The sequence below is a fragment of the Citrobacter sp. KH_055_1 genome (assembly GCF_057838705.1).
Genome location: NZ_CM174473.1, coordinates 2264250 through 2277195, shown reverse-complemented (window position 1 = coordinate 2277195; position 12946 = coordinate 2264250). Strand labels below are relative to the sequence as shown.

The following is a 12946-nucleotide window of genomic DNA, read 5'->3' as shown; positions in this document are numbered from 1 at the left end:
CGTTGTCTTTGCGGACAAAGTCATTTTACCGTTAACGTCGACATGCTTGATGTCTATGCCTGCCACTGCACGCTGTGCCAGAAGTGGTCTGGCGGCATCGCCATGTATCTGGAAGCCAGCGGTCATCCGCTGATGTCGCCAGAATCTACGGAACCTTCGCACTTTCCTTCTTCAAATCGTGGTGAACGTTTCTTCTGTTCCGGTTGCGGGTGCCCGCTGTGGTTTACGCTGACCGACAGCGAACGCTACTTTATTCCGTGGACATTGCTGGAACTGAACGAAGTAGACCGCCGCCGCCTGATTTTAGCGGCAGAGATCTACACCGAAACACAGCCTGCGTTCTGGAGACTGACGGGGCAATACGCTCGACTGAGTGGAAAAGAAGTCGAAGAGATGGATTACCCCTGCCATTTAGCCCACTAGTTATTGCTGTTTCACTTTTGCCAGACTGAACCACATTCCTACCGCCAGGACGATCAGCATGCTGCCCGCGCTGCTCAATGCCACGCTATGCGACCAGGTAAAGGCGTCTCTGGCGGCCGTCAACAGCGCCTCACTGAGTGAGGGCGGAAGCGAGTGCGCCAGCTGTACCGCTTCCCCCATCGATGATGAGGCGCGCTCAAGCTCCTGCGGGTTAAGTCCTGCAGGCGGCAGAATTGACGCGGAAAAACTGCGGCTTAGCAGTAAACCAAAAATCGCGATCCCCAGCCCCGCACCCAACTCGTAGGCCATGGTTTCGATAGCCCCGGCAGCGGCCGCTTTTTCTGCGGGTGCCGCCGCCATAATGGCCGCCGTGGAGGCTAACAGCGCGCTGGCGGCACTGAAGCCCAACAGGGCCATTAATATCCAGGCCTGGATCTGCTGGGTGCTAAAATCAGTCATCGCCAGCCCATAGAAGCTGACGGCACTCAGCGCCATGCCCGCGGTAGCCACGCAACGTAGTCCCAGGCGCGATACCAGCATCCCGGCAATCGGCCCGCTGAATCCACTGGCCAGCATCACTGGCAGCATAAAGAGACCCGCCTGATACGGTGTTAATCCGTGCACAAACTGCAGTTCCTGGGCCATTAATAGTTCAAAGCCTACCAGGGTTATCATCGCAGTCATTGCCATGACAACGCCGCTTAAGATAATGCGATGGGTAAACAGTCGCATATCGATCATCGGGCGCGATGCGGCAAGCTGGATGCGCACGAACTGCCCCAGCAGTAAAGCGCCCACCAACAGCGTCAGCACAATCACGCCCGTCGCGGTGTGTCCCTTCAGCGCCGTTTTCGCGCTATACACCAGCAGCAGAATGGCGACAATCAGCATAATCGCATGACCGAAATTTAATGACTGATCGCGACGACCGGTTTGGCGCGGAACGTAACGCGCGGTCAATGCCATCACCACTAACACAATCGGCACATTGATTAAGAATACAGAACCCCAATAGAAGTGCTCCAGCAGCATACCGCCAACCAGCGGACCAAATGCTGCCCCGCCGGAACCGACCGCCGCCCAGACGCCAAGCGCCATATTACGGTGGCGCTGTTCAGCAAAGGTCGCACGAATACCGGCCAGCGTCGCCGGGACGATCATTGCCGCACCAATTGCCAACACGGCGCGCGTGGCGATAAGCCATCCGGCGGTATGGGCAAAGGCTGCAGCCAGCGAGGCTAGACCAAACAGGCCTCCGCCCAGCAGCAGCAGGCGTTTAAAGCCAATGCGATCGCCCAGTGCCCCCATCGGCAGCACCATCCCTGCCATCACCAGGGAATAAATATCAATGATCCACAGCAGCTCGTTACCACTGGCACCCAGCGTCATACTCAGCGTGGGCGCGGCAACGTGCAGCACCGTTGCATCAATCGCAACAGGGATGTAGACCAGCACAATAATCACTAACGTTAACCACTGACGAAACATAAAACTCCCTACAAAACTTAAACTGGACACATGTCCAGCTTTAACGATCCTACGGAAAATTGAACATATGTCCAACTTTTTGTTAGACTGCTTTCAACGTAGGTAGAGGGGGATGTATGAGCTATTTGAATCGGGATGAACGTCGGGAAGTGATCCTGCAGGCGGCAATGCGCGTCGCGCTGGAAGAAGGGTTTAGCGCCATGACGGTACGACGCATTGCAACCGAGGCTAAAGTGGCGACCGGCCAACTGCATCACCATTTCACGTCAGCCGGTGAGCTTAAGTCTCAGGCGTTTGTTCGTCTGATTCGTACCCTGCTTGATGCGGAACAGGTCAGCGAAGGTGCGACCTTCCGCGAGCAACTCCACGCTATGCTTGGCAGTGATGACGGCGGGTTTGAGCCGTACATTAAACTCTGGCGAGAAGCGCAGATCCTGGCTGACAAAGACCCCGAAATCAAAAGCGCCTACCTACTGACCATGCGCATGTGGCATGAAGAAACAACGGCGATCATTCTTCGCGGCCAGCAAGAAGGTGAGTTTTTGGCCGAACCGGATGCCGCCGACGTCGCCTGGCGCTTGATCGGTCTCGTGTGTGGCCTCGACGGTATGTATGCGCTGGGGATGTCAGAAATGGCGGATCCGGCCTTTACACGGCATCTGGATCGAATGATTCGTCTGGAGCTGTTTAGTTAATGTTATTGATACATTAATAATGTATCTTTTATATTTACAATTAGTAACACATAAGCAACGCTTAATTCTCCACTCACTCCGCACTATTGCGCTTTTTTATCTATCCTTTCATTCAATATTCTTAACGCTTTTCAATAATTTCTAATCAGGGCCAGTACGGCTCTGTATGCGTTTATTTCTTGAACGACGTGCGCATGTGAGGATAATATGTCACCTTCAAATGAGAAAAATAATCGTTATCTTTTAACCGACTGGAAACCAGAAAATGCCGCCTTTTGGGAAAATAAAGGCAAGCATATTGCCCGAAAAAACCTCTGGATATCAGTTAGTTGTCTCCTTCTTGCGTTCTGTGTCTGGATGCTATTTAGCGCCGTAGCAGTAAACTTAAATAAAATTGGTTTTAATTTCACCACCGATCAACTTTTTTTATTAACCGCATTACCGTCCCTTTCTGGTGCAATATTACGCGTCCCCTACTCCTTTATGGTGCCTATATTTGGCGGCCGCCGCTGGACGGTTTTTAGCACTGCGATTCTTGTTATCCCGTGCCTGTGGCTCGGATTTGCGGTGCAAAATACAGCTACTCCGTTTGGCGTATTTATCGTTATTGCGCTGATGTGTGGTTTTGCTGGAGCCAACTTTGCCTCCAGCATGGGCAATATCAGCTTCTTCTTCCCGAAAGCGAAGCAAGGCAGCGCACTCGGCGTTAACGGGGGTCTCGGCAATCTGGGTGTCAGCGTGATGCAATTGATCGCTCCACTGGTGATTTTTCTGCCTATTTTTACCTTCCTCGGCGTCCAGGGCGTGCCACAACCTGATGGTTCGTTACTGTCATTGACCAACGCCGCCTGGATTTGGGTGCCGTTGCTGCTGCTCTCCACTCTGGCAGCGGGCATCGGCATGAACGATATCGCCAGTTCCAAAGCCTCTATCGCCTCACAGCTGCCGGTACTGAAGCGTTTTCATCTGTGGCTGTTAAGCCTGTTGTATCTCGCCACCTTCGGTTCATTTATCGGTTTTTCCGCCGGGTTTGCCATGCTGGCCAAAACCCAGTTTCCTGACGTGAATATTCTGCAGCTGGCGTTCTTTGGGCCGTTTATCGGCGCACTGGCGCGCTCAGCGGGCGGCGTTATCTCGGACAAGTTTGGCGGTGTGCGGGTGACGTTAATCAACTTTATGTTTATGGCACTGTTTAGCGGCCTGCTGTTCCTCACCTTGCCGGGTTCGGGTTCTGGAAACTTCACCGCCTTCTACCTGGTGTTTATGGGACTGTTCCTGACCGCCGGTCTGGGCAGCGGCTCAACTTTCCAGATGATTGCGGTGATCTTTCGCAAAATAACCATTTACCGCGTGAAATTGCACGGTGGTACGGAAGAACAGGCCCAGCGCGAAGCGGTAACCGACACCGCAGCGGCCCTTGGTTTTATCTCGGCCATTGGCGCAGTGGGCGGTTTCTTTATTCCGAAAGCCTTCGGTACCTCGCTGGCGCTGACTGGATCACCAGTGGGCGCCATGAAAATATTTTTAGTGTTTTACATCGTCTGCGTGCTGGTGACCTGGCTGGTCTATGGCCGCAAATCACAAAAAAAATAACAACTATTTGGCCTGCAGATCGTAGGCAGCGTCCATTAGGAGCAGGAGAAATGTCATGAGTAAACTGTTGGATCGCTTTCGTTACTTTAAACAAAAGGGCGATACGTTTGCCGACGGGCACGGGCAAGTCATGCACACCAATAGGGATTGGGAAGACAGCTATCGTCAACGCTGGCAGTTCGATAAAATTGTCCGCTCGACCCACGGCGTCAACTGTACCGGCTCATGCAGCTGGAAAATCTACGTTAAAAACGGCCTGGTCACCTGGGAAACCCAGCAAACTGACTATCCACGCACCCGCCCGGACCTGCCTAACCATGAACCTCGCGGATGCCCGCGCGGTGCCAGCTATTCCTGGTATCTTTACAGCGCCAACCGCCTGAAATACCCGCTGGTGCGTAAACGCCTGGTCGAACTGTGGCGCGACGCCCTTTCCCGCCAGCCCGACCCGGTGCTGGCGTGGGAATCCATTATGCACGATCCGCAAAAGTGCCAGAGCTACAAACAGGTACGCGGACGTGGCGGATTTATCCGTTCCAACTGGAAAGAGTTAAATCAACTGATCGCCGCCGCTAACGTCTGGACGGTGAAAACCTACGGCCCGGATCGCGTAGCCGGATTCTCCCCCATCCCTGCCATGTCGATGGTCTCCTACGCAGCGGGGACACGCTATCTGTCGCTGCTCGGCGGCACCTGCCTGAGCTTCTATGACTGGTACTGTGACTTGCCTCCAGCCTCACCTATGACCTGGGGCGAGCAGACTGACGTGCCGGAATCCGCCGACTGGTATAACTCCAGCTATATCATTGCCTGGGGCTCAAACGTTCCACAGACCCGTACGCCAGATGCTCACTTCTTTACCGAAGTCCGCTATAAAGGCACCAAGACCATCGCTATTACGCCGGACTACTCGGAAGTTGCCAAGCTGTGCGATCAGTGGCTGGCACCGAAGCAAGGCACTGACAGCGCGCTGGCGATGGCCATGGGTCACGTTATCCTCAAAGAGTTCCACCTTGATAAGCCCAGCGACTACTTCATCAACTATTGCCGCCGTTATACCGATATGCCGATGCTGGTGCTGCTAGATGCCCGGGAAGACGGTAGCTTTGTACCAGGACGGATGATGCGCGCCTCGGACCTCGTAGACGGACTGGGTGAAAGTAATAACCCTGAATGGAAAACCGTGGCCTTCAACAGCGCCGGTGAACTGGTGGTACCGAATGGTTCTATTGGTTTTCGCTGGGGCGAAAAAGGCAAATGGAACCTCGAGTCGCTGGCTGCCGGCACGGAAACAGAACTGTCCCTGTCGTTACTCGGCCAGCATGATGAGGTGGCGGGTGTGGCGTTCCCCTATTTTGGTGGTAACGAAAATCCGCATTTTCGCAGCGTGAAGCAGGAGCCGGTGCTGGTGCGTAAACTACCGGTTAAGCACCTTACCCTCGCTGATGGCCGCCGTTGTCCGGTGGTCAGCGTTTACGATTTAGTCCTGGCGAATTACGGGCTCGATCGCGGACTCGATGATGACCTCGCGGCCCGTGATTACAGTGAGATTAAAGCCTACACCCCGGCCTGGGGCGAACAAATCACCGGCGTGCCTCGCCGTCATATTGAACAAATTGCCCGTGAATTTGCCGATACCGCGCACAAAACCCATGGTCGTTCGATGATCATCCTCGGGGCAGGCGTCAACCACTGGTACCACATGGACATGAACTACCGTGGGATGATTAACATCCTGGTGTTCTGTGGCTGTGTCGGTCAAAGCGGCGGCGGCTGGGCGCACTATGTCGGACAGGAAAAACTGCGCCCGCAGACCGGCTGGTTACCGTTGGCCTTTGCGCTGGACTGGAACCGCCCTCCGCGTCAGATGAACAGCACCTCGTTTTTCTACAACCATTCCAGCCAGTGGCGCTATGAAAAAGTCACCGCCCAGGAGTTGCTCTCTCCGCTGGCTGACGCGTCGAAATTTACCGGACATCTGATCGATTTCAACGTCCGTGCCGAGCGTATGGGCTGGCTGCCTTCTGCCCCACAGCTCAACCTGAACCCATTAACCGTTAAAGCCCGAGCGGAACAGGCGGGATTATCTCCAGCGGAATACACCGCGCAGGCGCTGAAGTCCGGTGATATCCGCATGGCCTGTGAGCAACCGGACAACGGCAGTAACCACCCGCGTAACCTGTTTGTCTGGCGTTCGAACCTGCTTGGCTCCTCCGGCAAAGGGCATGAATACATGCTCAAATATTTGCTGGGTACCGAAAGCGGTATTCAGGGTGAAGCACTGGGCGAAAGCGAGGGCATTAAACCTGAAGAGGTGGAATGGCAAACGGCGGCCATCGAAGGCAAGCTTGACCTGCTGGTCACGCTTGATTTCCGTATGTCCAGCACCTGCCTGTTCTCCGATATCGTGTTGCCGACCGCCACCTGGTATGAAAAAGACGACATGAATACCTCGGATATGCATCCGTTTATTCACCCCCTGTCAGCGGCGGTTGATCCGGCCTGGGAATCCAAAAGCGACTGGGAGATTTACAAGGGCATTGCCAAAGTGTTCTCCGAGGTCTGCGTGGGGCATCTGGGTCAGGAAACCGATGTGGTGCTGCAACCGCTCCAGCATGACTCTCCGGCAGAGCTGTCACAGCCGTTTGATATTCAGGACTGGCGCAAGGGTGAATGTGACCTCATTGCCGGTAAAACGGCGCCCAATATTACGGTTGTCGAACGCGACTACCCTGCCACTTACGAACGCTTTACCTCGCTCGGTCCGCTAATGGATAAACTGGGTAACGGCGGGAAAGGCATTTCGTGGAACACCCAGGCTGAAGTCGATTTCCTCGGTAAGCTGAACTACACCAAGCGAGAAGGCCCGGCGAAAGGCCGACCGCTGATCGACACCGCGTTGGACGCGTCTGAAGTGATCCTCGCGCTGGCACCGGAAACCAACGGTCAGGTGGCGGTGAAAGCCTGGCAAGCCCTGGGGGCGATGACCGGGCGTGATCACACGCATCTGGCTCTGAACAAAGAAGACGAGAAGATTCGTTTTCGCGATATTCAGGCACAGCCGCGCAAAATCATCTCCAGCCCAACCTGGTCGGGTCTTGAAAGCGAGCATGTCTCCTACAACGCCGGCTATACCAATGTGCACGAACTGATCCCATGGCGCACCCTGTCCGGTCGCCAGCAGCTGTATCAGGATCACGCGTGGATGCGAGCCTTTGGCGAAAGCCTGGTGGCTTATCGACCGCCAATCGATACCCGTAGCGTGACGGAAATGCGTGAGGTTCCACCGAACGGCTTCCCGGAAAAAGCGCTGAACTTCCTGACGCCGCACCAGAAATGGGGCATTCACTCCACGTACAGCGAAAACCTGCTGATGCTGACGCTGTCGCGCGGCGGGCCGATTGTCTGGATCAGTGAAACCGACGCCAAAGAGCTGGGGATCGAGGATAACGACTGGATCGAAGCCTTCAATGCCAACGGCGCGTTGACCGCCCGTGCGGTGGTCAGCCAGCGTGTACCGCCGGGAATGACCATGATGTATCACGCGCAGGAGCGAATCATGAATATCCCCGGTTCTGAAGTTACCGGCATGCGCGGTGGTATTCACAACTCAGTGACCCGCGTGTGTCCGAAACCGACGCACATGATCGGCGGCTATGCGCAGCTGTCCTACAGCTTTAACTACTACGGCACCGTCGGCTCTAACCGCGATGAATTCATCATGATTAGAAAAATGAAAAATATTGACTGGCTGGATGATGAAGGTCGCGATCAGGTACAGGAGGCGAAAAAATGAAAATACGCTCACAGGTAGGCATGGTTCTTAATCTGGATAAGTGCATCGGCTGCCACACCTGCTCCGTCACCTGTAAAAACGTCTGGACCGGACGTGAAGGTATGGAATACGCATGGTTTAACAACGTCGAAACCAAACCGGGGATTGGTTACCCCAAAAACTGGGAAGATCAGGAAGAGTGGCAAGGCGGCTGGGTTCGCGACGTTAACGGTAAAATCAGACCGCGCCTGGGCGGCAAAATGGGCGTGATCACCAAAATTTTTGCCAACCCGGTGATCCCGCAAATTGATGATTACTACGAGCCGTTCACCTACGATTACCAGCATCTGCATAGCGCACCGGAAGGCAAACATCAGCCCACCGCCCGTCCGCGTTCGCTGATTGATGGCAAACGGATGGACAAGATTATCTGGGGGCCAAACTGGGAAGAACTGCTCGGCGGCGAGTTTTCTAAGCGCGCACGCGACCGTAACTTCGAGAAGATGCAAAAGGAGATGTACGGCCAGTTCGAAAACACCTTCATGATGTATCTGCCGCGCCTGTGTGAACACTGCCTGAACCCGAGCTGTGTGGCGACCTGCCCGAGCGGTGCCATCTACAAGCGTGAAGAAGACGGCATTGTGTTGATCGACCAGGATAAATGCCGCGGCTGGCGTTTGTGTATCAGCGGTTGCCCGTATAAGAAAATCTACTTTAACTGGAAGAGCGGCAAGTCGGAAAAATGTATTTTCTGCTATCCGCGCATTGAATCCGGCCAGCCGACGGTGTGTTCAGAAACCTGCGTCGGGCGCATTCGCTATCTCGGCGTCCTGCTGTACGACGCTGACCGCATTGAAGAAGCGGCCAGCACCGAGCATGAAACCGATCTCTACGAGCGCCAGTGCGACGTGTTCCTCAACCCGAACGATCCAGCGGTCATTGAAGAAGCGCTGAAACAGGGTATTCCGCAAAACGTGATTGACGCCGCCCAGCGCTCGCCGGTCTACAAAATGGCAATGGACTGGAAGCTGGCTCTGCCGCTGCATCCGGAGTATCGCACCCTACCAATGGTCTGGTATGTGCCGCCGTTGTCACCGATTCAGTCGATCGCCGACGCCGGTGGCCTGCCGCACAATGGCAATATCCTGCCCGCGGTAGAATCGCTGCGTATTCCAGTGCAATACCTCGCCAACATGCTCAGCGCGGGCGATACCGGCCCGGTGCTGCGCGCGCTGAAACGTATGATGGCGATGCGCCACTACATGCGCTCGCAAACCGTTGAAGGTGTCACCGATACCCGCGCTATCGACGAAGTCGGGTTGAGCGTGGAGCAGGTCGAAGAGATGTATCGCTATCTGGCGATTGCCAACTACGAAGACCGCTTCGTGATCCCGACCAGCCACCGCGAAATGGCCCGTGATGCCTTCCCGGAGAAAAACGGCTGCGGCTTTACCTTCGGCGATGGCTGCCACGGTTCAGATACCAAATTCAACCTGTTCAACAGCAGCCGCATTGATGCTATCGACATCACCGAAGTGCGCGATAAAGCGGAGGGTGAATAATGCAGATCCTCAAGGTTATCGGGCTGTTGATGGAGTATCCGGATGAATTGCTGTGGGAATGTAAGGACGATGCGCTGGCGCTGGTCGCCAGTGATGCACCGATGCTGAGCGAATTCACCCGCGAATTGTTAAATGCCCCGCTGCTGGATAAGCAAGCCGAATGGTGCGAGGTGTTTGACCGGGGGCGCGCCACCTCGCTGCTGCTGTTTGAACATGTTCATGCGGAATCACGCGATCGCGGTCAGGCGATGGTTGACCTGCTGGCTCAGTACGAAAAGGTCGGGTTACAGCTCGCCTGCCGTGAGCTGCCTGATCACCTGCCGCTGTATCTGGAGTATTTGAGCGTGCTGCCGGAGGCAGAGGCTAAAGAGGGATTGCAAAATGTCGCGCCGATACTGGCGCTGCTTGGCGGGCGCTTAAAGCAGCGTGATACCCCATGGTATCAGCTGTTTGACGCCCTTCTCATGCTGGCGGGCAGTCCGCTTTCAAGTGACAGTGTCACGAAGCAGGTCGGCGCAGAAACCCGTGACGATACCCGCCAGGCGCTCGACGCTGTATGGGAAGAGGAACAGGTGAAGTTCATTGAGGATAACGCCACCGCCTGTGACAGTTCACCGTTGCAAAGCTACCAACGGCGCTTTAGCCAGGACGTGGCGCCACAGTATGTTGACGTCAGCTCGGGAGGCCCGAAATGATACAGTACCTGAACGTCTTTTTTTACGACATCTACCCGTATCTGTGCGGGACAGTGTTTATCCTCGGCAGCTGGCTACGCTACGACTACGGCCAGTACACCTGGCGCGCCTCCTCCAGCCAGATGCTGGACAAACGCGGCATGGTGTTGTGGTCAAACCTGTTCCACATCGGCATTTTGGGGATTTTCTTCGGCCATCTGTTTGGCATGTTAACCCCGCACTGGATGTACGCCTGGTTCCTGCCTATCGCAGTGAAGCAGCAAATGGCGATGATTGCGGGCGGGATTTGCGGCGTGCTGACGCTGGTAGGCGGCGCGGGTTTGCTGGTTCGTCGTCTGACGAATTCGCGAATTCGCGCGACATCCTCTACCGCTGATATTCTGATCCTGTGTGTTCTGCTGGTTCAGTGTATCCTCGGTCTGACCACCATTCCGTTCTCAGCACAACATCCGGACGGCAGTGAAATGCTGAAACTGGTGGGCTGGGCGCAGTCGGTGGTGACCTTCCAGGGCGGCGCGTCTGCGCATCTGGATGGCGTGGCGCTAATTTTCCGCGTCCATCTGGTTCTGGGGATGACCATCTTCCTGCTGTTCCCGTTCACCCGTCTGGTCCACGTGTGGAGCGCGCCGGTCGAATATTTCACCCGTCGTAACCAGATCGTCCGTTCTCGCCGATAAATTCGCGTTGTATTGCCAAATCCGGCCTACAGGGAGATTCCGTAGGCCGGATAAGACGCAGAGCGTCGCCATCCAGCATTTTGCACGTTATGATGCTTCTCCACTCCAGGGAGAACGCCAATGAAACCACAGGTTTACCACGTCGATGCCTTTACTCCACACCCATTTCGCGGCAATTCCGCAGGCGTTGTGCTGCATGCTGACGGACTGAGTGAGGCGCAGATGCAGCTGATTGCGCGTGAACTGCGTCATTCTGAAACCGCTTTTCTGCTCACCAGCGACGACAGTGACGTGCGTATTCGCTATTTCACGCCAACGGTCGAAGTACCTATCTGTGGGCACGCCACCGTCGCCGCACACTATGTTCGCGCCAGCGTGCTTGGACTGGGCACTACGACCGTCTGGCAAACGTCGTTGGCCGGGCGTCACCGCGTTGATATTCATGCTGAAGATAACGGCTATCGCATCAGTCTGGAACAGGGTACGCCGACTTTTGAGCCGCCGCTGGAGGGACCCACGCGTGCAGCCATCATCGCCGCCCTGCATCTGACCGAAGACGATATACTGCCGGGACTGCCGCTCCAGATTGCCTCGACCGGGCATTCGAAAGTGATGATCCCGTTGAAACCGGAGGTCGACCTCGACGCCCTGTCCCCGGACCTGTCGGCATTAATCGCGATCAGCCAGCACATTGGCTGCAACGGCTTCTTCCCGTTTCAGATTCGATCAGGGGAAAATGCCACTGATGGTCGGATGTTTTCACCGGCGATTGGCATTGTGGAGGATCCGGTCACCGGCAATGCCAATGGTCCAATGGGCGCATGGCTGGTGCACCACAACCTAATGGCTCATGACGGAAAAATCTTGCATGTTCAGGGGCATCAAGGCCGTGCGCTGGGACGCGACGGCATTGTCGAGGTGACGGTGGCAATCCAGGACAATCAGCCGCAAAAAGTGACGATTACCGGTGCGGCGGTGATCCTGTTTCATGCCGAATGGGCGATAGATTTTAATTGAGTCGGTAGGCCGGATAAGACGCATCGCGTCGCTATCCGGCAAATCATCACCCTATTTACCCGCCTCCGGATGCGTATCAAACGCCGCCATCACCGTTGCCAGTTCCGCCTCGGTAAAGCCGTGTTTGGCATCATCAACTCCCAGACCAAAGCGGTCCTGTAACAGGGCATACAGGCTCGCGACGTCAGGTAAGTTAATCTGCTCTACCGCATGGCCCGCTTCATAGTGCGTAAAATGGAAGTTGGTCAGGGTCAGCTTACCGCCGTCTGGCAGATGACGACACATCAGCAAGTGATGGCGAAAATGCGACTGTGGCCAATGCGCGGACCAGAAGTTACCTATCAGATGATCGCTCTGATGCTGAGTGACCAGATCGAAGTGGTACATCGATTGCCAGTGCTCATGATGACGGAACTGCAGGATCCAGTCCTCGTCTTCCCGAATCAGCCGATATTCACCGTGCGGTGTCTGCTGTTCAATGTCGGCCTGCAGACGAATCGGCGCGGTTAGCGTTTGTCCGCCAAAACCAACATCGGCAATCCACGCTTCACCTTGCAATTCGACCAGTAACAGTCGATGCGTGCGCGGCGGCAAGCTGGGCGGATTTGCCAGCACCACCCGCCCAAGTAAACTGCGCACGGTAAAGCCAATCTCCCGCAGCGCACGCTCAAATACCCCATTCTGCTCAAAGCAATAGCCGCCGCGACGCGCGCCCACCAGTTTCTCTTCCAGCGACTGCGCGTCGAGCTGCATTTCTCGCGGCAGCAGCACATCGAGATTTTCAAACGGAATCGCACCGTTGTGCAGTAAATGCAGCGCCTGCAAAGTGTCAATGTTGACGTTAGCCGTACCTGACCAGCCAATACGGGAAAAATAAGCGGTTAAAAAAGGCGTCATACCGGATCCCTGTGCGTTGAATGTTGTACTTATAACGCATTTTTCATTTTCCGCCGTCGATTTTGTGCGCTCCCGCCGTATGCCGGGCGACAAAATCGCTAATCCCGTTAATATCTATATTAAT

General features: G+C 55.2%; 10 protein-coding genes. 8 read left to right on the top strand and 2 right to left on the bottom strand.

Annotated features, from left to right (window positions below):
- The first annotated feature begins 42 nt into the window (after positions 1 to 42).
- Positions 43 to 423 (top strand): GFA family protein, encoded by a 381-nt coding sequence (locus tag AC3ITF_RS10570; protein ID WP_489176440.1) that lies wholly within the window; start codon positions 43 to 45, stop codon positions 421 to 423.
- Here the strand turns inward: AC3ITF_RS10570 and AC3ITF_RS10565 are convergent, their stop codons facing one another.
- Positions 424 to 1911: an MFS transporter gene (locus AC3ITF_RS10565; protein ID WP_489176400.1), complete on the bottom strand. Its 1488-nt coding sequence runs from the start codon at positions 1909 to 1911 to the stop codon at positions 424 to 426.
- 116 nt (positions 1912 to 2027) lie between these two features.
- Here AC3ITF_RS10565 and AC3ITF_RS10560 point away from each other — a divergent pair, with 116 nt between their 5' ends.
- The 7 genes from AC3ITF_RS10560 (at position 2028) to AC3ITF_RS10530 (ending at position 11925) form a co-directional block, all read left to right on the top strand.
- Positions 2028 to 2606, top strand: coding sequence for a TetR family transcriptional regulator (locus AC3ITF_RS10560; protein WP_115258482.1), 579 nt, complete (start codon positions 2028 to 2030; stop codon positions 2604 to 2606).
- Between the two features lie 207 nt (positions 2607 to 2813).
- Positions 2814 to 4199, top strand: a complete 1386-nt coding sequence (locus AC3ITF_RS10555; protein ID WP_489176399.1) for a NarK family nitrate/nitrite MFS transporter — start codon at positions 2814 to 2816, stop codon at positions 4197 to 4199.
- Positions 4200 to 4254: 55 nt separating this feature from the next.
- Positions 4255 to 7995: a nitrate reductase subunit alpha gene (locus AC3ITF_RS10550; protein ID WP_135912029.1), complete on the top strand. Its 3741-nt coding sequence runs from the start codon at positions 4255 to 4257 to the stop codon at positions 7993 to 7995.
- Positions 7992 to 9536 (top strand): nitrate reductase subunit beta, encoded by a 1545-nt coding sequence (narH, locus tag AC3ITF_RS10545; protein WP_115258480.1) that lies wholly within the window; start codon positions 7992 to 7994, stop codon positions 9534 to 9536. Before AC3ITF_RS10550 ends, narH begins: the two co-directional genes overlap by 4 nt.
- A complete protein-coding gene (gene narW, locus AC3ITF_RS10540; protein WP_137363319.1) occupies positions 9536 to 10231 on the top strand; it encodes a nitrate reductase molybdenum cofactor assembly chaperone in 696 nt (231 codons plus the stop codon). Before narH ends, narW begins: the two co-directional genes overlap by 1 nt.
- The gene (gene narI, locus AC3ITF_RS10535) at positions 10228 to 10908 is read left to right on the top strand and encodes a respiratory nitrate reductase subunit gamma (RefSeq protein ID WP_096757016.1); all 681 of its coding nucleotides are present in this window, start codon (positions 10228 to 10230) and stop codon (positions 10906 to 10908) included. The genes narW and narI overlap by 4 nt, the downstream gene beginning before the upstream one ends.
- A gap of 120 nt (positions 10909 to 11028) precedes the next feature.
- Positions 11029 to 11925 carry a PhzF family isomerase gene (locus AC3ITF_RS10530; RefSeq protein ID WP_489176398.1) on the top strand — a complete coding sequence of 299 codons (897 nt, stop codon included), beginning with the start codon at positions 11029 to 11031 and terminating at the stop codon, positions 11923 to 11925.
- A 51-nt stretch (positions 11926 to 11976) separates the two neighbouring features.
- Here AC3ITF_RS10530 and nhoA read toward each other — a convergent pair whose 3' ends face one another.
- Positions 11977 to 12822 (bottom strand): N-hydroxyarylamine O-acetyltransferase, encoded by an 846-nt coding sequence (gene nhoA / locus AC3ITF_RS10525; RefSeq protein ID WP_489176397.1) that lies wholly within the window; start codon positions 12820 to 12822, stop codon positions 11977 to 11979.
- Between the last annotated feature and the right edge of the window lie 124 nt (positions 12823 to 12946).